At 52.3% G+C, this 24,198-nt stretch carries 25 protein-coding genes; 9 read left to right on the top strand and 16 right to left on the bottom strand.

The genetic code is table 11. The features are described from left to right. Positions 1–219: hypothetical protein (locus ACTF5Z_RS06265; protein ID WP_438984918.1), on the bottom strand; the 219-nt coding region annotated here is incomplete at its 3' end. A gap of 128 nt (positions 220–347) precedes the next feature. Between ACTF5Z_RS06265 and ACTF5Z_RS06270 the strand changes: the two genes are divergently transcribed. Next, positions 348–1,235, top strand: coding sequence for an alpha/beta hydrolase (locus ACTF5Z_RS06270; RefSeq protein WP_438984919.1), 888 nt, complete (start codon positions 348–350; stop codon positions 1,233–1,235). An 86-nt stretch (positions 1,236–1,321) separates the two neighbouring features. Here the strand turns inward: ACTF5Z_RS06270 and ACTF5Z_RS06275 are convergent, their stop codons facing one another. After that, positions 1,322–2,521, bottom strand: coding sequence for an iron-containing alcohol dehydrogenase (locus ACTF5Z_RS06275; RefSeq protein WP_438984920.1), 1,200 nt, complete (start codon positions 2,519–2,521; stop codon positions 1,322–1,324). A gap of 15 nt (positions 2,522–2,536) precedes the next feature. Beyond that, on the bottom strand, positions 2,537–4,222 hold the full coding sequence (locus ACTF5Z_RS06280) for an AMP-binding protein (protein ID WP_438984921.1): 1,686 nt from the start codon (positions 4,220–4,222) through the stop codon (positions 2,537–2,539). Positions 4,223–4,388: 166 nt separating this feature from the next. On the opposite strand from ACTF5Z_RS06280, the gene ACTF5Z_RS06285 reads away from it, so the two are divergent. Then, positions 4,389–5,381: an NAD(P)H-quinone oxidoreductase gene (locus ACTF5Z_RS06285; protein ID WP_438984922.1), complete on the top strand. Its 993-nt coding sequence runs from the start codon at positions 4,389–4,391 to the stop codon at positions 5,379–5,381. A gap of 43 nt (positions 5,382–5,424) precedes the next feature. Here ACTF5Z_RS06285 and ACTF5Z_RS06290 read toward each other — a convergent pair whose 3' ends face one another. Next, positions 5,425–5,871, bottom strand: a complete 447-nt coding sequence (locus tag ACTF5Z_RS06290; protein WP_423849670.1) for a hypothetical protein — start codon at positions 5,869–5,871, stop codon at positions 5,425–5,427. 67 nt (positions 5,872–5,938) lie between these two features. On the opposite strand from ACTF5Z_RS06290, the gene ACTF5Z_RS06295 reads away from it, so the two are divergent. Both ACTF5Z_RS06295 and ACTF5Z_RS06300 read left to right on the top strand, forming a co-directional pair. Beyond that, positions 5,939–7,024, top strand: coding sequence for a PQQ-dependent sugar dehydrogenase (locus ACTF5Z_RS06295; RefSeq protein WP_438984923.1), 1,086 nt, complete (start codon positions 5,939–5,941; stop codon positions 7,022–7,024). A 94-nt stretch (positions 7,025–7,118) separates the two neighbouring features. Continuing rightward, a complete protein-coding gene (locus ACTF5Z_RS06300; RefSeq protein WP_438984924.1) occupies positions 7,119–8,162 on the top strand; it encodes a DUF481 domain-containing protein in 1,044 nt (347 codons plus the stop codon). Here the strand turns inward: ACTF5Z_RS06300 and ACTF5Z_RS06305 are convergent. After that, on the bottom strand, positions 8,134–9,546 hold the full coding sequence (locus ACTF5Z_RS06305) for an MFS transporter (protein ID WP_438984925.1): 1,413 nt from the start codon (positions 9,544–9,546) through the stop codon (positions 8,134–8,136). The genes ACTF5Z_RS06300 and ACTF5Z_RS06305 overlap by 29 nt on opposite strands. Before the next feature lie 117 nt (positions 9,547–9,663). Between ACTF5Z_RS06305 and ACTF5Z_RS06310 the strand changes: the two genes are divergently transcribed. After that, positions 9,664–10,281: a c-type cytochrome gene (locus ACTF5Z_RS06310; RefSeq protein WP_438984926.1), complete on the top strand. Its 618-nt coding sequence runs from the start codon at positions 9,664–9,666 to the stop codon at positions 10,279–10,281. A gap of 3 nt (positions 10,282–10,284) precedes the next feature. Here the strand turns inward: ACTF5Z_RS06310 and ACTF5Z_RS06315 are convergent, their stop codons facing one another. From ACTF5Z_RS06315 to ACTF5Z_RS06330, 4 genes are read right to left on the bottom strand one after another with little or no spacing between them, the layout of a single operon-like run. Then, on the bottom strand, positions 10,285–10,701 hold the full coding sequence (locus ACTF5Z_RS06315; RefSeq protein ID WP_438984927.1) for a hypothetical protein: 417 nt from the start codon (positions 10,699–10,701) through the stop codon (positions 10,285–10,287). 1 nt (position 10,702) lies between these two features. Next, complete coding sequence (locus ACTF5Z_RS06320) at positions 10,703–10,939, bottom strand: hypothetical protein (RefSeq protein WP_423850054.1); 237 nt, start codon at positions 10,937–10,939, stop codon at positions 10,703–10,705. Beyond that, on the bottom strand, positions 10,929–11,714 hold the full coding sequence (locus tag ACTF5Z_RS06325) for an enoyl-CoA hydratase/isomerase family protein (protein ID WP_423850053.1): 786 nt from the start codon (positions 11,712–11,714) through the stop codon (positions 10,929–10,931). The genes ACTF5Z_RS06320 and ACTF5Z_RS06325 overlap by 11 nt, the downstream gene beginning before the upstream one ends. 46 nt (positions 11,715–11,760) lie before the next feature. Then, positions 11,761–13,092, bottom strand: a complete 1,332-nt coding sequence (locus tag ACTF5Z_RS06330) for a serine hydrolase domain-containing protein (protein WP_438984928.1) — start codon at positions 13,090–13,092, stop codon at positions 11,761–11,763. 93 nt (positions 13,093–13,185) lie between these two features. On the opposite strand from ACTF5Z_RS06330, the gene gorA reads away from it, so the two are divergent. After that, the gene (gene gorA / locus ACTF5Z_RS06335) at positions 13,186–14,550 is read left to right on the top strand and encodes a glutathione-disulfide reductase (protein WP_423850051.1); all 1,365 of its coding nucleotides are present in this window, start codon (positions 13,186–13,188) and stop codon (positions 14,548–14,550) included. Then, the gene (locus ACTF5Z_RS06340; protein ID WP_438984929.1) at positions 14,547–15,314 is read left to right on the top strand and encodes a sulfite exporter TauE/SafE family protein; all 768 of its coding nucleotides are present in this window, start codon (positions 14,547–14,549) and stop codon (positions 15,312–15,314) included. The genes gorA and ACTF5Z_RS06340 overlap by 4 nt, the downstream gene beginning before the upstream one ends. A 4-nt stretch (positions 15,315–15,318) precedes the next feature. Here the strand turns inward: ACTF5Z_RS06340 and ACTF5Z_RS06345 are convergent, their stop codons facing one another. The 7 genes from ACTF5Z_RS06345 to ACTF5Z_RS06375 all read right to left on the bottom strand — a co-directional run bounded on the left by ACTF5Z_RS06345 (position 15,319) and on the right by ACTF5Z_RS06375 (position 22,215). After that, positions 15,319–15,915 carry a DUF938 domain-containing protein gene (locus tag ACTF5Z_RS06345; protein WP_438984930.1) on the bottom strand — a complete coding sequence of 199 codons (597 nt, stop codon included), beginning with the start codon at positions 15,913–15,915 and terminating at the stop codon, positions 15,319–15,321. Between the two features lie 14 nt (positions 15,916–15,929). Further along, positions 15,930–16,568: a hypothetical protein gene (locus tag ACTF5Z_RS06350; protein WP_438984931.1), complete on the bottom strand. Its 639-nt coding sequence runs from the start codon at positions 16,566–16,568 to the stop codon at positions 15,930–15,932. A gap of 181 nt (positions 16,569–16,749) precedes the next feature. Next, entirely contained in the window at positions 16,750–17,637 is an 888-nt protein-coding gene (mmsB, locus tag ACTF5Z_RS06355; RefSeq protein WP_423850047.1) for a 3-hydroxyisobutyrate dehydrogenase, read from the bottom strand. A gap of 12 nt (positions 17,638–17,649) precedes the next feature. Beyond that, on the bottom strand, positions 17,650–18,774 hold the full coding sequence (locus ACTF5Z_RS06360; protein ID WP_423850046.1) for an enoyl-CoA hydratase/isomerase family protein: 1,125 nt from the start codon (positions 18,772–18,774) through the stop codon (positions 17,650–17,652). Further along, positions 18,759–19,547: an enoyl-CoA hydratase gene (locus ACTF5Z_RS06365; RefSeq protein WP_438984932.1), complete on the bottom strand. Its 789-nt coding sequence runs from the start codon at positions 19,545–19,547 to the stop codon at positions 18,759–18,761. Before ACTF5Z_RS06365 ends, ACTF5Z_RS06360 begins: the two co-directional genes overlap by 16 nt. After that, entirely contained in the window at positions 19,544–20,704 is a 1,161-nt protein-coding gene (locus ACTF5Z_RS06370) for an acyl-CoA dehydrogenase family protein (RefSeq protein WP_438984933.1), read from the bottom strand. The genes ACTF5Z_RS06365 and ACTF5Z_RS06370 overlap by 4 nt, the downstream gene beginning before the upstream one ends. 14 nt (positions 20,705–20,718) lie before the next feature. Further along, entirely contained in the window at positions 20,719–22,215 is a 1,497-nt protein-coding gene (locus ACTF5Z_RS06375) for a CoA-acylating methylmalonate-semialdehyde dehydrogenase (protein ID WP_438984934.1), read from the bottom strand. A gap of 116 nt (positions 22,216–22,331) precedes the next feature. On the opposite strand from ACTF5Z_RS06375, the gene ACTF5Z_RS06380 reads away from it, so the two are divergent. After that, positions 22,332–23,207: an AraC family ligand binding domain-containing protein gene (locus tag ACTF5Z_RS06380; RefSeq protein ID WP_438984935.1), complete on the top strand. Its 876-nt coding sequence runs from the start codon at positions 22,332–22,334 to the stop codon at positions 23,205–23,207. Positions 23,208–23,272: 65 nt separating this feature from the next. Further along, positions 23,273–24,198, top strand: a 926-nt coding sequence (locus ACTF5Z_RS06385; protein ID WP_438984936.1) for an acyl-CoA dehydrogenase family protein, incomplete at its 3' end; no start/stop codon positions are given.

Genomic DNA, 24,198 nt, shown 5'->3' on the forward strand with positions numbered 1-24,198 from the left:
TTCCTCATCGCCCACACTCAGAACGTGCTCGCTTCGCAGTGCAAACACCTTCGCGTCGACAACCTTTTCATCGTCCACCCAGATTTGCTCTCGCGATGAAAATGTCGCAAGGTTCAAGATGACTTGGTGCGCCTTGTAGACGAAGGCAACCGTAACCCCCTTAGTAATAGAAAAATCGAGCTCATCGTCAAGCTCTTGAGTTGATCTATCAGAGAACATAGTCAAAATCCTGTGTTTCAAGTGAAGGCTCAGTCTAAGCACAAAACTTGCTAATTGCGCCGACACACTTGCGACTGTCGTAAAACTGTCCGATAGTTAGACCCTATTGACAACAAAAAGCGAAAATAATGATACAAAAAATACTTGCTTGGATACTTAGGCGGTATTACGTCAATGTAAACCGCAAAGCCAATCCAGAGGCACACACACAACGCACCCACCCTGTAAACATACCCAGCCGCGACGACACTCGTAAAATTCCCGCCAGACATTATTCGGCCTGCGATGAGGGCAAACCGCTGATCGTTTACTTTCATGGTGGTGGCTGGGTGATAGGCGACCTAGAAACCCACGATGCCTTGTGCGCCAAGCTCAATCAAGTGACAGGGTGTGCAGTCCTTGCTATCGACTATCGTCTGGCGCCAGAGCACCGTTTCCCGGCTGCATTTGAAGATGCACTAGACGCTACCATCTGGGCGGCAGAGCAGCTGGATGTACTCACCGATGCAAGCACCCAACTGATCGTTGCGGGTGACAGCGCCGGGGGCAACCTTGCGGCCGCGGTCTCACTCAATCTGCCCGAGATCGCTCGCGCTAGTCTCGCGGGCCAAGTGCTAATTTACCCGGTCACCGAGTACTATTTGTCAGGCTATCAAAGCTACATCGATAAAGGTAAAGGCTATGCGCTCAGCAAAACGTTGATGCACTATTTTTGGAATACGTATCTGGGGGAAAAATTTTCAGACTTAGCCACAGCCGAGTCCAAAGCCAAGACCGCTTTGCCCGGCACGTATGAAGATTTCAGCACGATGCCCAAGACCTTTCTATCTACCGCCGAGAATGACCCTTTGCGCGACGAGGGCATCGCTTTTAAAGACGCCCTAATCAAAGCTAGTGTGGCAACGTATTATCAGCATTTTGCGGATTCGGAGCATGGCTTCGCTACAGCACCCGGCGCGGACCCTGAGGCCGTTCGACAAATTGAATTGATCAACGAGTGGATAGCGACTCTGTAGGCGCTTTACGCCTTAGCAGATGCATTAAGAAAGGAGCCCATTGAACTGACCCCCTTCTTATTAGGTCATTTAATAACGATGCCGAACTAAACCGTCATCGCCTCAAGCATCGCTAGGACATCGGCGGGCATCATCAAACGGGGTACCGGATACGATACAGCCTCTAGCACAGCAGCTTGAGCAATCGCGGCGTGGTCTTCACGTTTTATGGCATCCAACGTCGTACCGATGTCTAGGGTGGTATTTAGGGCTTTCACAGCATCGATAAAGGCTTGGGCTTTAGCGCCCTGTGTGGCCGAATCGGCGCCCACCCCTACCAAATCTGCCAACTCGGCCAGCGCCACCTCTGCAGGCCCCTTACTGAACTCCAGCACGTAGGGCAATACCACAGCGTTTGCTAAACCGTGTGGCACACCATAGTAGGCTCCAAACTGGTGAGCGATGGCGTGCACGTTACCTACATTCACCTGGTTAATCGCCAAGCCTGCATGATAGGCTGCCATGGCCATCGCACCCCGGGCGTCATGGTCAGACGCGTCCGCGTAAATTTTAGGCAAAGCCTGAAAAATCGTTTTAATAGCAACTCGCGCCTGCTCTTTGCGGGTGCCTCGATCCCAGGTGCAAATGTACGCCTCAATCGCGTGAGTAAGCGCATCCATACCCGTTGCGGCCGTGATAGCCGGCGGCAACCCTTGCTGCAGAGCAGGATCAACCGCCGCCGCCTTGGGTAACAAGGATGCACCGCTAATCACGACTTTGGCGTGATCTTGGACATTGGTAATCACCGCACCGGCGGTTGCCTCAGAGCCAGTACCGGCCGTCGTCGGAATGGCATAAAGCGGAATAGTCTCGTGCTTAACCTTACCAAAGCCCACCCAGCTTTTCGGGTCTTCGTCACTCGTAGCGGCAGCCGACATAATCTTAGCGCAGTCAATGACCGAGCCGCCGCCAACCGCGATGATGACTTGGCTACCCGCAGCTTTGAGTACATGTTTGCCAGCATTGACCTGCTCGAAGGTTGGGTTCGGCTCAATATCATCGAAATACGCGATCTCGACGCCCGCTTCTAACAGCTCTTTCACTGCGGTCTCGGTAACACCGAGTTCGCGCAAGATTTTATCGCTGGCCACCAAAATCTTGGTATAACCTTGGTCGAGCACATAACGGCACAACTGCCGGCTGGAACCCGGTCCCGTAAATGCCAAGTGCGACATACCAGGACCCAAGCCCGCGAGGCTTTTCATGAGCCCCATTAACAACGCGTGTTTTAAACGAATAGACAGCATTTTGATTCCTTGTTGTTATTTAAAAATGACTTTAGCGCCTTGTGTGGACCAGGCCTCGTAATGTTCAGCGTAGGTTTCATCAATGACGTTGCGCTTAATCTTAAGCGTTGGGGTGGTAAACCCGTTTTCAGGAGTCCAGCGTTCAGGCACGGCAATCAAGCAACTTAAGCGTTCGTGCGGGTCAAGCGTTTGGTTTAGTGTATCTAAATGGGCCGCGAGCTCATTGGCAATCGCTTTGACCGAGTCGGCACTCGCGATCTCACTTTGAGCAACATCGTTTAAGTTAAGCACCGCGATGGGCTGCGGTAAGTTGGCACCCGTCACGCAGACCTGCTCAATTAAAGAATTGGCCAGCAGGCGATTCTCTATCGGCGCGGGCGCAACATACTTACCCTTGCTGGTTTTGAACAGTTCTTTGACACGACCGGTAATATGCAAACGACCGTCCTGATCGATGCGACCCTGATCACCGGTGCGCAAGAACCCGTCTTCAGTAAGCGTCTCCGCGGTAATTTCGGGGGCTTTGTAGTAACCCACCATGGTTGTGGGCGAGCGCACTAAGACCTCACCTATGTCACTAATCACGCATTCTACCGCGGGGTTCGCGCGCCCCACTGTACCGGGCACTGACTCGCCCACTGGGGTGCTGTGCGAGTAGGCGAAGTTCTCGGTCATGCCGTAGCCTTCTTGAATTTCAAGACCCAAATCGCGGTACCACTCGATCAAACTAATGCTTAACGGCGAAGCGCCGCTTAACGCGACTCGAGTTTGATCCAGTCCCAATCCCTCTAACAACTTACGCCGGATAATATTACCTAGGATGGGCAAGCGCTTTAAGAAGTTCAGCTTGGACTCGCCCACTTTAGCCAATACCCCTTGCTGAAACTTCATCCAAATACGAGGGACGGCAAAAAATAGCGTCGGCCTCGCGCGCTGTAAATCTTCGGCAAAGGTATCCAGTGAATACGCAAAGTACACCGTGAACCCGCTGTACAGCTGCGCCGTTTCTAGCGCAGCTCGCTCAGCCACGTGCGCCAAAGGCAGATAAGACAAACAACGATCGTTCGCATTAGCATCGTAGAGTAGGCCCGATAAAATTCCGGTGTTACCTACCGTCCTAAAACTGTGCATAACACCTTTTGGCATCCCCGTCGTGCCCGAGGTATAGACAATGGTTGCCAGCTCATCCATATCGGGCTCGGTTCGCTCGGCGAGCGGTTCCGAGCTGGTCAAAATTGTTTCCCAGTCGCTAGAATCCGTAATGTCTGGCGCATCCGGAAAGCGAATGATGGGCAGAGTTTCGGGTAATCCCGGCGCCATGGCCTCAAAGTTATCGAGCTTGCCGACAAACGCGTAGTTGGCACCGCTGTGCTCGATAATTTGCCGAATTGTCTCTGCGGCCAAGTTGGGATAAAGGGGGACGGTCACCCCGCCCGCCATCCATATGGCCAAATCGGCCATAATCCAATGGGCACAATTTTTCGAGAAGAGGATCACACGATCGCCGCGCTGCAGTCCCTGAGCAAGCAAATGACTCGCGACGCGCTCGGCCTCATCCGCAACCTCCGCCCAGCGCCACTGTTTTATCACGCCGCCCGCGTAGGGCTGAATATAGGCCACGCGATCGGGCTGCTGCTCAACTTGCTGATAAAACGCAGCTAAGGGGCTAATTACCTGAGCTTCGAGCTCGCTCGGTGTCATGTGAACCTCCTCTTTAGTATTGTGTGTTTACGGCTCAAACATAACCTAGTATTCATGGTCGGCACCTTTTTTTCCAGTGCTAATGGACGAATTGGTGTGCTTAAATGGCACTCTGTCATTATCAGACCCAAGGCAGTTACCCTCTGCTCAATAATAGGACATCCGCATGCACTTGCCCGCTACGTTTAAGCACATTTCAGTCAACCCAGAGAGCAAATCCCTAGTTCTAAACGAATCCGTCTTAGTACCGCCTGAGGGCCGAGATGTTTTGATTAAAGTCAGTGCGGCAGGGATTAATCGCGCCGACCTGCTGCAGCGACAGGGTCTATACCCAGCACCAGCAGACGCTTCACCGATTTTGGGGCTAGAGGTCGCAGGCGTAGTCGCCGCCGTGGGCTCTGATGTGACGCAATGGCAGGTAGGAGACCGTGTTTGTGCGTTGGTTCATGGCGGTGGTTACGCGAACTACTGTGCTATTCGAGAAGATCAATGCCTGCTCGTGCCAGATAATATCGAGCTCGAAGCCGCAGCGGGTTTACCCGAAGCGCTGCTAACGGCTTGGCATAATGTGTTCGAACGAGCCCAGTTAAAACCCGGCGAAACACTGCTCGTTCAAGGCGGATCGAGCGGCATTGGCAGCATTGCGGTGCAAATGGCAAAACTGTGGGGCGCAAAAGTTATTGCGACCGCCGGCGGTGCAGAAAAGTGCCGGCGCCTCAGAGATCTTGGCGTCGACTTAGTAATCGACTACCGTGAGCAAGACTTTGAAATAGTGGCCAAAGACTTTACCGAAGGTCGCGGTGTGGATGTCATTTTTGACATGGTCGGCGGTGACTATATTCAAAAACACATCAACTTAGCGGCCCTCGAGGGGCGAATCGTCAATATCGCTTACCAGAATGGATTCGTCGCCGAAATTCATTTTGGTTTGGTTTTAATGAAGCGCCTCAGCTTATTGGCTTCCACCTTGCGTCCACAATCTTTTGACGCAAAAGCCAACATGGCGCGGTCTATCTCTCAACAGTTCAGTGCAGCCTTAAGTCAGGGCACCTTATCACCTGTTATTGATTCGGTTTATCCACTTGCAGACGCCGAGAAAGCTCAGGACGCCATGGCGCGAGGTCAGCATTTTGGCAAGATTGTGCTGCGCACCGAGTAACACGCCACAAAGGCTAGCGCCACACTCGATGGCGCTTCAAACACTAATCAATAAAAAGGGTCGAGGGCCGACGACTCCAGTGGGCGTAAGCCCAACCGCCCAACGCGCCGGCAAAGCCTTGCAACAGTAGACCGAGCATGGGACGGGCGCCGGCAACACCCCACAAACCAAGCACCGCCTTCAAGATTAAATGCATGGCTAACAAGGCAACAAAACCTGCCAAAGCGTAGAGCCACACTCTGTGCGTCGGAAAAAAGCGGGAGATTTGACCAGTCACTAAAAAAGCAAGGAGGGCCGCGATACTCACAAGTACTAAGTAGGGCATGAGCAAGCCCTGCAGATCCAACCACGTTGTATTGAGCCGAACCGGCCAAGGCACGCTCGCCCCAAGATCTTGCAGACTGGCCAAGTTCATTTGCGTAATCGCTATCGAGCCCAAAAGGTAAATCATGATCACGGCAGCAAAATACGCCTTAACATAACGCCACATATGCTTCACACCTTCGCTAATTTCTTGCACTATACTGACACGCAACAATAAAGATAGGAAGCCAGCTATGTCTATTCGTCGATACCTAAAGCAGACGGTCTGCGTCTTCGCGCTCCTGTCTGTACCAGTACTCGCAGACTATGAGCTGACAGAACTGGCCAGCGACCTCGATCATCCTTGGAGCATCGCATTCTTGGCCAACGGTGACTACCTAGTGACTGAGCGTTCCGGCAAACTACTGCACTTGGCAAAAAATGGGACGAAAACAAGCCTCAATGGCGTACCGGATACCTATTTCGCTGGGCAAGGCGGATTTTTCGATGTCCTAACCCAAGCCACAGACGGCGGTACGCGCGTTTATCTGTCGTATGCCAAAGGCACACCCGACGGCAATAGCACCGCGATTTATGCCGCAGACCTAGTCGACATGGAACTGAAAAATGGTCGAGATATTTTCTGGGCAAAAACGCTAAAAGACACCCCGCAACACTATGGCGGGCGTATGGTGTTTGGCCAAGATGATACGCTGTTTATAACAACAGGTGACGGTTTTGATTATCGCGAGTCAGCCCAAGACAAACGGTCCGAGCTTGGCAAGGTGTTGCGTATTAAACTCGATGGCTCGGTAGCTGACGGTAATCCATTCAAAGGAGAGCTCAGTGAACGCATCTGGAGCTATGGCCACCGCAACCCTCAAGGGTTAGCAATTGATAGTGCCGATGGCAACCTGTACTTGCACGAACACGGGCCCAAAGGCGGGGATGAAATCAATCGCATCGAGCGCGGCAACAATTATGGGTGGCCTCTCGCCACCTACGGCGTAAATTACAGCGGCGCGCGCGTGTCTCCGTATACCGAATACCCAGGGACGCAGCAACCCATTCATTACTGGACACCGAGTATCGGACCCTCGGGCTTTGCAATTTATCGTGGCGACATGTTCCCTGAGTGGCAGGGCGATCTGTTTGTCGGCGCTTTAGTAGATCGTGAAGTCCGTCGACTTGTGCTTAAGGACGGCAGAATCACCTCTGAAAAATCTGTATTTCCCGAAATTCGTGAACGCGTACGAGACATCCGAGTCGGCCCCAAGGGCGCCCTGTACATCGTCACCGACGGCGCCAACGGCCGGATAATCAAAGTCTCCAAAGATTAAGCCCTGTTTTGCTTGATTTTTGAGCTGAGCACGCTACCCTGCGCGGCTTTAGAGCGCAGGAGCGCTTAGATCAACAAAATTAACAGGAAACATCATGCGTTTTGCACTATTGTTAATCGCTATCTGGTCGACCGTTCAGACCTCTAACACGGTCGCTGGTACCGGTGACTCAAGCAGTCTAGACAGTATCACCTTGGCCAACGGATCCATTATTCACGGCACCGTCAGCAACATTAAAAACGGCAAAGTTCATATCAACACAGACTTCGCCGGCACACTTCAAATCGACGCAAAAAAAATTGTTGAAATGAGCACACATGACCCTGTCGTGGTAAAACTCAGTAACGGCACAGTCCTCGAAAACGTGTTGATCGAGTTGGTTGACGAAAAGCCCGTATTGCACACAGTAGGCACACAAGCAGAGGCGACTGTTGCGCTCACCGATATTGTCGCCATGAACCCAGAGCCTTGGCAGATTGGTGAAGGCTACAAACACGAAGGCGGCGCATCGTTAGCGCTGGTGCAGCAACGCGGAAACTCTGACACCGACCAGCTGGATTACCGCATTGAAGCTAAATGGACGGGGGAAGACGATCGCTTTGCCGTCACCGCTGAGGGTGAACTGGATGAATCAGAGGGCATGAAAAACGCCGAGAACTGGTTAATTAGCGGCAAATACGACCGCTTTATGGGTGGCACGACTTATCTCGGCGTCAACAGCTCATTAAAACAAGATATCTTCGCTGACCTCGACATGCGTTTTTACCTAGGCCCCTACTTCGGCCGTCAGTTCTATGACGCTGACCGATTCAAGCTATCCGCCGAACTCGGTCTGACCTACGTACAGGAAAACTACATCAACTCCGAAGACAAAACGTACCCGGGTGCCAACTGGAGTCTCAATATTGGCAGCGATATTCTTGGCGACGATACCGAGCTGTATCTCAATCACAAAGGTATCTGGGACCTAGACAGCCTGTCTGATGTGGTCCTAGATACCCGTATCGGTTTAAAAATCCCCTTGATGATGAATATTCAGGCGGCCGCCGAATATAGCCTAGAGTACGATTCGGGCGCGGTAGACGGCGTAGATGAAATTGATCAAAGTATTAAAGTCCGCTTTGGTTATCGTTGGTAATGCGCTGGGCAACCGCGACTTGCATGCGTGTAATTTCAGCCCGAGTTAGCAACATGCCAAACGTCAGTAAAAAAGCCATGACTAAGGGCGCGCCTGCGCCTGCCATGTACCATCCCGCCAAGCCATTGAGTACGCTCTCTGGCACTGATCCCGGGGGCATATCACGGCTTAAACCAATAATATCAAGCACCGCCCCACCATAGGCCGGCCCCAATACCGAGGCCATTTTGGTCGAGAAGTTGAGCGCCGCGAAAAAGCTACCTTCTTGTCTGTGCCCCGTCCGATAATCGTGCTCATCGGCGATATCGGCGGCAATAGATTGCGACATAATGGCACGCAGTAAAAAGAAATACATAAAGACAAACATAAACAGTAAGTTTATCCATAGAATGATCGGCTCACCATTCTCTGGCCACCAACCCAGCAAGCGAGGCGGATATAACCAGACGCCGTTTACCATCATCATGCCCAGGGCAAAACGCAAAATTTTGGGCTTTTCATAGCGGTGCACCCAAAAGTTTAAGGTCGCCATGACAGCACCAATAGCAACCAAACTTGGGCCGGCCAAGATAAGCGATATTTCGAAAGCCGAGAATTCCCAAAAATAAATCCAAGCCAACATATTTAAGCTGACAATCACGCCATACGAGACTGTCGCAAAGATGTCGTACCCCAATAAAAATCGAAAATTACGATTTGTAAACGTCTTCACGAAAGCGTTTACCATCGAGTGCGATAGAGCTGGCACAGCGGGAGTTGGCGCCTTCAAAGCACAGCTCACAGTCCCCGTGACCCAAACCAGCAAGCAGCTCATCAGGCCGTAATAGAAATATCGATCGCCTACAAAACGTCCATCAATGCCATCTTTCTCCGCAAAAATCGTCGTCAACGCAAGCGCAGGTAACATAACAGAAACAAAAAACATAACAGCCATCCGAACACCGATGACTTTCGATCGCTCGTGGTAATCCTGAGTGATATCTGTGGATTGAGCCAAATGCGGAATAGCAAAGAATGTTACGGCTATGCGCACCCAAAGTGACCAAAACAACAGCCACCCCGCAAGCGCGAACTGACTTTGACCCAGAGCTTCCGGCGGCGCAAACAAACCCAGAAAGCCGAGGCCGGCGGGGACGAGTCCGCCAATCATGAAGGGCCGACGACGTCCCAAAGCGGAACGTAGTCGATCTGACCAAGCACCTACCAATGGGTCAGAGACAGCATCAAACAGTAAGCTAATGGAGATAACAAGACCTGTTAACGTCCCAGACAAGCCCAAAACTTGAGTATAAAATAGCAACACAAACATGGTGTAGGCGGCTTCTTTTGCTGCATAAACCGCTCCGCCCGAGCCATACATCCACTTCGTTCTTATTGATACCATGCCTATCGCCGCAACAGGTTAGTGCTAAGACTAAGACGAACTCGGTCACTTGTCGACCACCACTTTTTTATTGAGATCGACTATACTTGCGCCTCGAAAATTCAACGCGAGGCGCCCGTGAAAGCACTACTTGTTTTTATGCTGACCATCAGCGCAACATTGGCTCAAGCTGAAGTAGATATTGAGGCCGGCAAGGCACGCTTCGTCGAATGCAGCGCCTGCCATGGAGCCCAAGCAGAGGGTAATGTCGCTCTGAATGCCCCAGCGCTGAGCCACCTACAACCTGTTTATATTGTGCGTCAGCTGCAGAATTACGCGACAGGTGTGCGGTCGGGAGAGCCCGGCACACCCGCAGCGGTTATGGCGGCATCGGTTGAGGGCTGGGACAATATTGCCGAAAAGCGCAATCTCGCGATCTATATCAACTCCTTACCCAGTACCACCAAGGACCGGACACTAACTGGGGACGCTGAACAAGGTGCGACCACCTATCGTAACTTATGCGCCGGTTGTCACGGACGCAATGGTGAGGGTAAAAACGTCCTACATGCTCCGGCCCTTGCCGGCGCTGACGACTGGTATCTGTTAGCCCAAATGAAAGCGTTCCAAGACAAACGCCGGGGCAGTCATCAGGCTGACCAATTAGGTGCGCAAATGCAGAGCATGGCCAACTTAGTCGATGATGAAGGTTTATTAAATATAATCGCCTACTTACAAACGCGCCAACCAAACTAATTGCTATCGCCCAGACTTATCTTTCATCATGGCTTGGTAACGCGACCGCAGCTTGTCGTGCTGGTCCAAATTTTTAAAGGCATCGAGGCGAGAGCTTGCCGCATCTTGCGTCAGCTCTTGGTTTTTTGATATCGAAAGTGCATCCGATTTCGCCTTAACATTTGAGGTCGAACTGTCTGGCTTGGGGCGCCACTGCCATATCAGTATGCCGGCGGCGCCGTACAGCAACGCACTTTTCGCCACCAACATGTAAATGGCTAAATCTGGGTGAGTCTGGGCAAAAAAGTCCTGTAAATCACCCAACAAAAAATACGACACCAACAGCAGCAGAGCCGTTGCCCCCAGTCGATGCAGCTGCTTCTTATGGCGTTTCATAAAGAACAGTAAGGTCGAGTATTTCGCGAACTTAAACAGGGACATGTCAAATTCCGATATTAATGCCCAATAGCAAAGCGACAACTCCAAAACCACGCCAACCAATACTCGACCAGATTTCGCGCTCTTTTTCAGCGATCAGGAACTCTAGGTCTTCATCGCTATAGTCGCTCTCGGTGCGCCCCGCGTGAATCATGTCTTGTCGAACTTTGTCGACCGCGCGATCACGAAGTCTCTGCCGAAAAACCCGCGGCACCCGCAGGGCTTTACCTTTATCGTCCATGGAACTCCGGTTTCTGCTTGTTCACAAAGGCCTGAAAGCCAGCTTGGGCATCTTCAGTCATCGCACATTCAGCAATGTAGCGGGTCTCTCGCTGCATCTGAGATTCTAGCGAATCCGTTTGCGTGTACAGCATTAATTTTTTGACTTTGCCGTAGGCAAGCGTAGGACCCGATGCGAGCTGAGCGGCCAATTTGTCCACCTCCGCGTCTAGGCTATCGCCGTTAACGACACGAGTCAGCAAGCCCCAGTCTAGGGCTTCTTCCGCATTCAAAGTGCGATTGGTCAAATACAGTTCCGTCGCGCGGCGCACCCCAATAACGCGCGGCAAGAACCAAGATGAACTGCCGTCGGGTGACAAGCCGATCCCGGTGTATGCACTCGTAAATTTGCAGGTGTCTTTGGCAATGGCTAAATCCGCCGCTGCGACCAAGCTTAAACCTGCGCCCGCAGCCACACCATTCACCTTGGCGATCCAAGGTTTTGCCATGTGGGCTAAACGCGAAATTGCGGTATGCAAATACAGCGTGATTTCTGCCAAGTCTTTATCCGCTTGCTCAGATACGGCAAACGATGCCACGTCGCCACCGGCGCAAAATGCCTTGTCACCCGCGCCGGTCAACACAACCACTCGCACCGCGCTGTCGGCAGCGACCTGCTCCGCCGCGTCGTTCAGGGACCTTGCCAAATCCAAACTGATCGCGTTAAACGCCGATGCTCGATTCAAGGTAAGCGTCGCCACGCCGTCTTGAATCTCTACTAACACGTATTCGCTCATTGTGACTCCTTATTCGTCGTCGCAGCAGTATAACCCAGTCTGGCACTCAGTCAGTATCACCCAGTTGCTCGACCAAACCCGCTAACAAGGCATTCATACCTTCATGAACTCGGCTCAGACCCAGACGCACGACGACCAATTCCTGATCCGGCAACACCACCACGAACTGACCGCTGTTACCACCGGCATAAAACAGGTTTTCAGGCGCATCGGGAAAAGCAACGCCATCATTATTCAGCCAGAACCCTAAACCGTAATCTTTGCGCACACTGGAGGGTTTGGGCGTAGTCACATAATTCATCCAACCCTCGGGCAACAGAGTTTGGTCGCCAACCAGCGACTGACGCCAAAACTCGCCAACTTTTAACCAGTCTCGCGGTGTCATATACAGATAAGAAGAGCCAATCTGTACCCCCGACACATCGGGCTCAGCGGTAAGATCTTCTAACCCCAACACCTGACTAAACCGTGTATCAATCCACTGCCAGTAAGGCTCGGTCAGCGTTTGCTGCCAAAAGTAAGAGACCACATTGGTATCACCACTCGAGTAGCGGAATAAATTCCCAGGTTCGTCCATATGCCCCTGCATCACAGGGACTTCCCAAGCGACGTCGGCGCGATACAGCATTTTAGTGACATCATCCCCAGGGGTGTATTGCTCTTCAAAATCTAGGCCTGTCGACATGGCCATAAAATGCTCAAGCGACAAATCATCAGACAAACTTTCATACAGCTCTGGGCGATCTGGATAACGTGCTTGCAAACTTTCTTTGATCGGCAAATCGGTACGTAAGCGGCCGGCGTTGACCTGCATTCCCACCCAAGTGGCCATCAAACTCTTGTTCATTGACCATGCTTGCATGGGTGTCGCGTTCGTTACCGGTGCAGCATAGCGCTCGGCGATCAACTCGCCCTTATGCATGACCAATACCGCCAGCGTGTTGCGACCTTCACCCGTGGGCTCAGAGAATGCTTCATCGACTAAATCGACCAAATAATCGGGAACACCCACATCGGGTTGCGCGGTACCATTGGGTCTAGGCACCACATAATCAGCCGTCTCTGGAGCGTTTAAGGTACAGCCCGTGGCGCCTAAATAGCGCGCCGTCGAGGTAAAACCAAGCAGTGACGAGCTGACGACACGACCGGGCTCATCTACCTCGTACGACAACAAGGGGCGCAAAGGGCCCATTAGCTCCATCCTGGGGTAAACGTCCGTGTCCCAAATGAATTGATCCGGTAATTCAGCCACAAAGTGTGTCGAGCACAACTGTTTTGCAGTGTAGCCAGTCGCGATGCCCAGCATCATAGGTGCGGCATTAATACCCAACAACAATAAAACGACTACGAGCGCGCTTATGACGACTGATTTTTTCATAGGTCTTCCTTCTTCGGTATGCGTCGATGTTAGCAGTATGGACACAATCAGTTCACTGCTACAATAACCGACTTTCGGTAAAAAGGTGTGAAAATGGGTTCAAACTACGACCTCATCGTCATTGGAGCTGGCTCAGGTGGTGTGAGAGCAGCGCGTATCGCCGCCAGCTTGGGAGCCAACGTGGCCATCATTGAAGATCGCTACATGGGCGGCACCTGCGTCAATGTGGGCTGTGTCCCGAAAAAACTCTACGTCTACGCCTCGGAGTTTGGCGCAGCAGTGGAGGATGCCGAAGGCTTCGGCTGGCGCTTTAACGATACGCCAGAGTTCGACTGGCCAACGCTTACCCAAGCAAAGGTAAAAGAGATCGGTCGTCTTAATGGCATCTATCGCAACATGCTCAATAACTCGGGCGCGACCGTCATTGATGGCCGCGGTACAATCACCTCACCCACCACGGTGCAAGTGGGCGAGCAAACACTGACCGCCCATCGAATTCTCATTGCCACGGGCGGCTGGCCTGTCGTCGCTACCATTCCCGGCAGCGAACTTGCAATTACCTCGAACGAAATCTTCGACCTACCCAGTTTTCCCAACCGCTTGTTAACCATTGGCGGCGGCTATATCGCGACTGAGTTTTCAGGAGTATTCAACGGACTGGGATCTAAAGTCACTCAGGTGTACCGAGGCGAGTTGTTCATGCGTGGCTTTGACCTCGACATTCGCCGTCATTTACTGAATGAAGTCAGAATGACAGGCGTTGATTTACGTATGAACACCGATGTCACCCGCCTCGAGCAAGCGGGCGAAGGCATCTTGGCGCATTTTAACGATGGCACCGAGGCACATTTTGACGCGGTCTTGTACGCCATTGGCCGACGGCCAAATTTAGACGGTTTGGGCGCCCTCGAAACGGGCGTTACCCTGAACACGGATGGCACTATTGCCGTTAACGAAAACTTCCAAACAGCAGTCCCCACCATTTATGCCCTAGGTGACATTATTGGCGGGCCGGAGCTTACGCCAGTAGCACTGGCGGAAGGCATGGCTTTTGCGCACCAGCAGTTCGGCCAAGGCGGTAACACGCCCGATTATCGAAACGTCGCGACTGCGGTATTTAGCCAACCACAGGTCGGCACCTGCGGACTGACTCAGGAACAGGCCTGCGAGCAATATGCTCATCTAAAAATTTATCGCAGCGATTTCAAACCGATGAAGCACACCATTAGCGGGCGTGAGCAGCGCAGTTTCATGAAGCTGATTGTCGACGGAGACACCGACCGAGTCCTAGGTGCGCATATGGTTGGCCCTGACGCTGGCGAAATCATGCAGGGTTTGGGCATTGCCATCAACATGGGCGCCACCAAAGCTCAATTTGATGCCACTATCGGTATTCATCCAACAGCTGCGGAAGAGTTCGTCACCATGCGGACACTCAGCGAAGAGATCCTCGTATGACAATCAGCCCTGAAGCACTCGCCCTACTCGCCTTTTTGGGCGCGGCCTCGGGATTTTTGAATGTTGTCGCAGGCGGCGGCTCGCTTCTCACGGTGCCCGCATTGGTTTTCTTAGGTTTACCCGGACCTGTGGCGAACGGCACCAACCGCATTGGCATTTTACTGCAAAGCCTCACCGCTATCTGGGCCTTTCGCAATCGTGGGTTTAGCGCTTTCAAACTGAGCTTTACCTTATCACTAGCGACCCTCCCCGGCGCTTTGGCTGGAGCCTACGCTGGTGTAAGGCTTGAAGGCGAACTTTTTAATCAAGTTTTAGCAGGCGTCATGATTTTGGTCATGATCATCATGCAGTTTCAAAGCTCTTGGAAAACCAACGAGCAAGTGCAAGAACGTGGCGCTATTTCGAGACCACGCTTAATCGCGGGCCACCTGCTCATGGCGTTAGCGGGAATTTGGGGTGGGTTTATTCAAATTGGCGTTGGCTTTTTAATCATGCCCATTCTATCGCGCGTGATGGGCTTATCCCTGGTCGAGACCAACATGCACAAGGTCTTCATCGTCGCTTTTTTCTCGATCGTGGCGCTTTGGGTATTTGCTTCCCAAGGTCAAATTGTGTGGCTGCTTGGCGGCGCCTTGGCATTAGGCAACGTAATCGGCGCGTATTTTGGGGTCAGAATCTCGGTCGCGCGCGGCGAGCGTTTTATTTATTGGACACTTAACCTGACACTCATCGCCATGATCGCCAAACTATTGTGGGACGCATAGGATTCTAGTCTGCGAGCACCCATACTAGAATTTGGTTGTTAGCAGGCAAGTTGTATTTCGCTTGAAGCGCTAAGCCAGAGCGCTGCGCCAGTGCCTCTAGGTCAACAATATCACGAATGCCCATGCTCGGCTTGCGCGCCCGCAGACTCTGGTCGAAGGCTTCATTACTCGCACTAGTGAAAGCACCAGCCTCATTAAAGGGGCCATAGGTCAAAAATACGCCGCCACTTAACAAGACTCTGGGCATTTGGAAGAATAAAGCTTCGACCTCTTCCCACGACATGATGTGGAGCGTGTTGGCGGTAAAAACTGCGCTTACGAGACCGACCGGCCACTGTAAGCGCGACACATCAATAGCCCTCACAGGTAACACCAGGTTAGGTAATTGAGCTTGGTGCAAGCGCTCTTCCGACAAGGGCAAAGACTCAAGTCTATCCGACGGTATCCAAGTGATACCGGGCAACTGACGCGCAAAATACTCGGCGTGTTGTCCCGTGCCACACCCAATCTCCAGAACTTGCGCGCCCGGCGCAAGATAGGCTTTCAACACCTCTAAAATGGCGTGTTTATTGCGCTCGGCCGCGTCGGAATGAGGAATCATAAGATACTTGTCGGCTAAATTTCGATTGCGCCCGTCGGGTGCGTTGAAAACTCGACGTAAAACACGCGCTCAGCATCACCTTTAATCATATCGCTAAGAGATGTTTTCCAGCGTACGCTTTTGCCGTCCTCCGCAATTTCGCCATTGCTCGAAATAATCGCGGGTGCTTCGAGGTACCACGATAAGTGAGTATCGTTGAACATACGCGCTATTAGGTTTCGAGCAATACGACCCATGGCGCTATCATCAACCTCGACTTGATAATCATCCAAACGAGACTCGATGCGAAAATAATCGGGACCTAATTCGCGCATAGCAAATAACTGACTCTTACCCTCACCGGTCTTATTTAAAGTCAGTTGCCGCATGGCGCTAATGGGTCCTTCGTAGGTCACGCCACAGTGTAACCCATCTTCATCGACATGCTGCGTCACGCGTTTTTCCACACCTTGGGGTAACTCGTTATCCAACTCATCGACCTGAATGTCACAATGGTCGTCTTCGCTCCAATCCTCGAGGGTTTCTAGAGTATCCGACTTGACCACAACCGAAGCGTCATAAGTCGCCGTCTCACCCACCACGACTAAACGTTGCTCGACGTCAAAACACGCCGTTAACGTCAGCGCCATAGCCACAATCAATAATTTACGCACAACACTCTCCTATGAATTGATGGGCCCTAGCATAGCGCCAGCGCAAGCGATAACCTAGGGAGGCTCGACCAACGGTAAACACTAGGCGACCAAATGATGGGTCTATGCGCCGAAAAGTGGTAACGGGAGCGTAGGTGTACCGTGGCTGTCTCATCAACCACGGTATCAAAAGATTCAAGTCTTAGGCTTGATGTAAGCGCTCTAGAATACTGGAAAAGTCGCGGGGGCCATGACCCTGAGCTTGATGCTGTTCGTAGAGAGACTGCGCCAACTTACCCATCAGGTTATCGACACCAGATTGCTCCGCAATTTGAGCCGCAAGCCCCAAATCCTTCACCATCAAGTCCACCATAAATCCGGGCTTGTAATCGTTACTCGCAGGCGCGCTGGACATGACATCCGGATAGGGGTTATAGACTTCCAAGGACCAATTCCGACCGGAGCTGGCCAACATAATTTCAGACAGCACCTTTGGATCTAAGCCATTCCGAGCGCCCATCTCAAGCGCCTCGCACGTGCCGATCATATGCACAGCTAACAACATGTTGTTGCAGCCTTTTGCTACTTGGCCTGCGCCGGCAGGACCGGCGTGGAAAATTTTACTGCCCATGCCCTCAAGAATAGCCTTGGCTTTAGGGAATACCGCCTCTGGACCGCCACACATAAACGCTAAGGTCCCGGCTGCCGCAGCGGCAACACCACCCGACACCGGTGTGTCCATAAACCCGATGCCCAGCTCGGCGGCCGCCTCACCGACTTGACGCGCAGTGGCGGCATCAATGGTGGAACAATCTAGCGCTACCGTTGATGAGTCTATATTGGCGAGCAGGCCGTCTTCACCCAAGTACACCGCTGCAACATGTTTGCCCGCTGGCAGCATGCTAATCACGTAATCCACGCCACTAGCTGCCTCTAACGCTGAATTTGCGCGCGCCGCTCCTTGGGCCTCCAAAACCTGACAAGCGGCATCTGATAAATCAAAGACACACACCTTATGCCCAGCTTTGATGAGATTGGCAGCCATAGGACCGCCCATATTACCCAGACCAATAAACGCTACATTTGCCATCACTGCTTCCTACTAAGTCAAATCAGCCAAGGGGTTTTGTTCCCATGGCGCTTGGAAAAACGAGTCCAACACAGCTACCGGAACTTCCTCTGGGCTTTTAAATTGCCAATTGGGCTGACGGTCCTTATCCACCAATAATGCTCTGACACCCTCGGCAAATTCGGGATGGCGCATAATGTTGGTGCCCAGCTGAATTTCGGCTTGAAACACCTCAGCTAAAGACGCGTGACGCGTTTCATGCAACTGGCGCGCAATCCACAAGGCCGCCAGTGGCGAACCGTGCGCCAATCCTTGAGCCGCTTTCGACAACCAGCGATCATCAGAGTCAACATGCGCTGTAATGCGATCAAATACTGTTAATATCTGATCGGCATCGCATAAATCGTCGATTAGAGCACGATGCTTTGCTACCGCCGATTCCGGTGGTTCAGCATCTGTGCAAGCAGACAAACTTGCGACGACTGAACGCGCACAGTCACCGTTTTGTTTGGCATCGGTCGACCATGTGACCGCGGTTAAGTCGGCAATCAAGGTAGTGTATTGATCGCTGCTCATGAAGCGATTACCAAGCCCCGTGTACAAGGCGTCGCCCGCATTAATCGATGCCCCGGTGATGCCCAAAAACAAGCCTGTGCGCCCAGGCATATGATTCAAAAACCAGCTACCGCCAACATCGGGGAACAAGGCGATCGTCACCTCGGGCATGGCAATGCGGGTTGTTTCAGTCACAATCCGCAAATCACAGCCGGCAAGAATGCCCAAGCCACCGCCCATCACGATACCACTGCCCCAGCAAATAATGGGCTTAGGATAAGTATGCAGGGTGAAATTCATGCGATATTCACGGGTAAAAAAAGTTTCCGCGTATTCACAAGGTCCACCGGGAGTGGCCATAGAGGACTCGCGCAAAGCCTGCACATCCCCCCCGGCGCAAAAAGCTTTTTCGCCAGCGCCATCAATCAGAATGACCGCTATGTCATCTCGGTCGCGCCAATCATCCAACGCGGCTTGCAGTGCGTCGACCATATCAAGCGTTAACGAATTCAGCGTCTTCGGCACGTCGAGCGTTAAATGCCCTAATAGCCCTTGTGCACATTCATGTTCCGCAACGATCACTGCCATTACGCGTTCTTCCATACGGGCTCGCGCTTTTCTAAAAAGGCGTTAACACCCTCGCGCTGATCTTCAGTGGAGAAAAGTGCGGTGAACTTTTCGCGCTCGCCCACTAAACCATCGGCTATCGCTTTATCTCGTGCAGAGTGGATAAGCTCTTTGCACATAGCGACCGAAATCGGGCTTTGCTGTGCTGCCTGAGCTGCCAATTGCTTGGCGACGTCAAAGGCCTGACCAGTCTCTACCACTTGCTCGACCAAACCAATGCGCTCGGCCGTCGCTGCATCGACCCGCTCGTTGCATAAAATCATGCGCTTAGCCCAACCTTCGCCAACCAGCCAGGCCAAACGTTGCGTACCACCGGCGCAAGGCAACAAACCAACGCGCGCCTCAGGTAGCGCCATTTTCGCTTGTTGCTCGGCGATGCGAATATCGCAGGCTAACGCTACCTCGAGCCCCCCGCCCATAGCAAAGCCATTGATGGCCGCAATCGACACGCCACGGAAGTCGGCCAACGCCTCGAAGGCTTCACCAAATAAACGCCCCATGGTCTCAGCGTTGGCAGGGTCGCCATCGGCAAATAATTTCAGATCCGCACCTGCCGAAAAAAACTTTTCACCAGCGCCCGTAATCACCAGCGCAAAAATGGAACGATCTGCATTCAGAGCCGCAACCACGTCACGCAGAGCAGGCAAACTCTCAACATCCCAGGTATTCGCGGCCGGATTATCGATGGTAATCAAGGCCGTGTGCCCGTCGATAACCACTTTCACTTTTTCTGATGGGCTGATACTCATTTTATGACCTCCAAGGCGCCTTCCATTAACATTCGTCGGGCAATGATAACCCGCATCACTTCGTTTGTGCCTTCCAGTATTTGATGCACGCGCGTGTCGCGCACAAAGCGTTCCATGGGGTATTCGCGAATGTACCCGTAACCCCCGAACAGCTGCAGCGCCTGATTACACACATCAAAGCCCGCATCGGTCGCGAAACGCTTAGCCATAGCGCAGTAGGTAGTGGCTTGCGGATCATTTGCGTCCAATTTAAAGGCCGCTAAACGAACCATATTCCGAGCCGCGACGAGCTCGGTTTGCAGATCTGCCAAGCGAAACTGCGTTGCCTGGAATTCCGCGATACTTTGATTGAACTGCTGCCGTTCCTGCACGTAGGCCGTGGCTTCCACCAAAGCCTGCTGTGCAGTCCCGACCGAGCAGGTGGCTATATTGATTCGGCCACCATCTAAACCCTCCATGGCGATAGCGAACCCTTGCCCTTCCTTGCCGAGACGATTCGCTACCGGTACACGAACATTATCGAAGCTGATCATGCGCGTAGGCTGAGCATTCCAGCCCATTTTTTCCTCTTTTTTACCGTAGCTAATGCCCTCAGCATCAGCGGGAATCAAGAAGGCCGACACACCCTTTGCACCCGCGTCACCGGTCCTAAGCATCGCAACCAACACGTCAGTTGACCCGGCTCCAGAAATAAACACTTTAGCGCCATTCACCACGTAATGGTCGCCATCACGCACAGCACTGCTGCGCAGTGAGGCAGCGTCAGACCCCGCGCCAGGTTCAGTCAAACAGTACGATGCCAGCTTGGCACCCATAACCAGTTCAGGGCACCATTGCTCAATGATCTCGGGATTGGCGTATTTACCAATCATGCTCGTGGCCATGTTGTGAATGGTCAAAAAGGCTGCCGTGGTCGTGCACCCCCGAGCGAGCTCTTCGACAATCAAACTGGCATCTAAACGCGACATTCCCAAGCCACCAGCAGACTCTGGGGTGTACATACCCATAAAGCCCATCTCTCCGGCCAGGCGCAGAACGTCTACCGGAAAAATGGACTCGGCGTCCCACCGAGCCGCATGTGGCGCCATTTCTGCTTGGGCAAATGCCCTTGCACTATCGACATAAGCTTGCTGTTCATCGCTTAAGGAAAAGTCCATAGCAGTGCCTCTTTTTAGCGCAAGTTAATACTCATATTCGGTTGCGTACCGACACTGGGCTCGGTATGCGTCCACTTTGAAGTAATGGTTTTCGTTTCGGTGTAAAAACGCACCGCCTGCTTGCCATAGGCGTGCAAATCACCTCGGAAAGAACCACGCCATCCTGTGAACGAGAAAAACGGCAGTGGCACCGGAATCGGGATATTAATACCGACTTGACCCACCTTGATCTCGCTTTGATAGTGTCTGGCCGCACCACCGCTGGCGGTGAAGATAGAAGTGCCGTTACCGACCTGACAGCGGTTAATTAAACCAATGGCCTCATCTAAGGTATCGACCCGCATGCAGCACAATACAGGACCAAAGATCTCCTCTTGGTAGATCGCCATGTCCGTCGTGACGTCCGCAAACAGGGTGGGACCCACCCAGTTGCCATCGGGGTAACCTTCAACTTGCACATTGCGACCATCGAGCAAACAGCGCGCGCCCTGCTCGACACCTTTTTCAATGAGGCCAAGTACTCGCTGATGTGCCGCTTTTGAAATGATAGGGCCGTAGCTGGCGCCCGCATCATTCCAGACACCGGGTCGAGCTTTACTCATACGCTCTTTCAACTCCTCGACCCACTCGTACGAATCACCGACGAATACAGCCACCGAAATCGCCATACAGCGCTGACCCGCTGCACCCACCGAAGCGCCCACCAAAGCATTCAAAGTAGAATTGCGATCAGCATCGGGCATAATCACCATATGGTTTTTAGCGCCCATCATACACTGGGCCCGTTTGCCTGCAGCGGTGGCGGTTTTATAAATGTGCTCACCCACACGCGTCGACCCAACAAACGACACGGCTTCAACATCAGGATGCGCCAATATTTGATCGACCTGCTCCGCGCCACCGTGAACCATGTTTAACACACCTTTGGGTGCGCCAGCCTCGATGAATAATTCGATCAAACGGATGGGGGTTAGGGGCACTTGTTCAGACGGCTTTAAAACAAAGGTATTACCGCAAGCAATCGCTAAGGGGTACATCCACAGTGGAATCATAGCTGGAAAATTAAACGGCGTAATACCTGCCACCACGCCCAAAGGTTGAATATAACTGTAGGTGTCGATTCCGCCAGCGACATTAGCAACCGTTTCACCCATCATGTTCGAGGGTACGTTAGCCGCTTGCTCGACTACCTCGATTCCACGCCACACATCACCTTTGGCGTCTTCAAACGTTTTGCCAGTGTCATTTGCTAGAATTTCACCCAGCTCGTCATGATGTTCTTTTAACAGGGCTTGATAGCGCATCATAACGCGCGCACGCTCTGCCACCGGCACCAAACGCCAGGTCTCAAACGCCGCTTTGGCCGACGCCACCGCCAAATCTACCTCGGTCGCAGTCGCCATTGGCACTTCAGCTAAGACCTGCTGGTTCGCAGGATTGATAACGGGCATGACCTGCTGAGACGAACTTTGAACGAACTCGCCGTTAATAAACAAAGGAACGCGCTTCATAATATTTACTCTAATAAACGTGACAAACGCTAAGCTAACACGAGGTTTGACGACCCGATATTACCGATCTTGGGAAACACATGGACTATATTGCTCTTATCGAATAACCTATTGGCATGAGTTTACCATCGCAATGGCCACTGCCTCCCAAGGGCAGCCGCATCGTCAGCCCAGCGTTTATGTTAGAGCGCATGCAAGCACATGCGCTGAGTGAAGACCTATACCCCACTGCTCTGGGCTACTACCCTAGAGCCAAGGGCCACCGTATGCAACGCGCAATCCATGACGATTACCTGATCATATATTGCGTTGATGGCCGCGGAAAACTTACCACCAACCAAAACCAACACGATATCGAGGCCGGCGACATCATCGTACTCCCAAAAGGGCAAGCACACAGCTACAGGGCGCTAAGAAACACACCTTGGACCATCTTTTGGATTCACTATTTAGGCAACAAAGCGCAAGACTTTACCGACTATCTGCTCCAACACGCAGACTACCGAGTGACCCACGTCGGCAACCACCCCCAGCTACGCTCGGCTTTTCAAGGCTTGCTCGACGTCGCCAGAACCGGCTACGACCTGAGCGCGTTTTTAACTCTAGCCAATAGACTCAAACTGCTGCTGACGGAGCTTGGCCAAACGCGCTATCAACAAGTTGCTCCGAAAGGCTTGGACCTAGAGGCGACACAACAGCTGATGCGCGAGCATCTGAATAGCCACATTAGTTTAGATGAGCTCGCACAAGCCACTTTTTTATCAAAATTCCATTTTTCTAACCGTTACAAACGCCTGACGGGCTACCCGCCTATTCAGCACTTTTTGAACATGAAAATGGAATACGCCTGTGAATTGCTCGATGCCAGCACTCTTAGCGTAAAGGCCATAGCAGCTGAGTTAGGTTACAACGACCCGCTGTATTTTTCTCGATTGTTTAAACGCACTATCGGTGTATCACCCTTGATCTACCGCAAGTCAACGCAAGGTTAAACCAAAATACGGTTGTACCAATCCAGTGTCTCGACATATGGTGCTGCCACCACTAGGAGAAAACCATGTACCAGTTCAGCGAACAATCCCAGGCATTTCAGACCCAATTACAGCAGTTTATGGACCAGTATATCTATCCGAATGAGTCCACCTTCGAACATCAACTCGCCACTGCAGACAACCGCTTCGCACCGGTGCCCATCGTTGAAGAACTGAAGCAAAAGGCCAAAGAACAAGGCCTGTGGAATCTGTTTATCCCGCCCTCACATGGCGAATACACCGACTTTGGTGGACTGAGCAACTTCGATTACGCACCATTGGCTGAAACGATGGGACGAGTCGCATGGAGCGCCGAAGTTTTCAACTGTAACGCACCCGACACCGGCAACATGGAAGTGTTCATGAAATATGGCACCAAAACGCAACGGGATCGTTGGCTGACGCCTTTACTTGCAGGCGAGATACGCTCTGCCTACGCCATGACCGAACCTCAGGTGGCGTCAAGTGACGCCACTAACGTCGAACTCTCTATCGAAGCAGACGGGGATGAGTGGGTACTCAATGGGCGCAAATGGTTTATTACCGGCGCGATGTACGAAAAGACCGAAATTTTTATCGTGATGGGAAAATCCGACCCAAACAATCCATCGCGCCACCTGCAACAGTCTCAGGTATTGGTCCCCAAAGGCACGCCTGGGCTACATATTATCCGACCACTGACAACTTTGGGTTACGACGACGCCCCCCACGGTCACGCTGAACTTCGCTTCGAAAACTGCCGCGTACCCAAAGACAACATTCTTCTTGGAGAAGGACGAGGCTTTGAGATCTCACAAGGGCGCCTAGGCCCCGGGCGCATGCACCACTGCATGCGTTTAATCGGTGCGGCTCAACGCGCGCTCGAGATTACCTGCCAACGCGTAACGCAGCGGAAAACTTTCGGCAAACAGCTTGCCGAGCATCAATCAGTTCGAGAAGACATTGCGGATTG

The organism is Aequoribacter sp. (assembly GCF_965659035.1).
In the GTDB taxonomy this organism is placed as follows: Bacteria; Pseudomonadota; Gammaproteobacteria; order Pseudomonadales; family Halieaceae; genus Aequoribacter.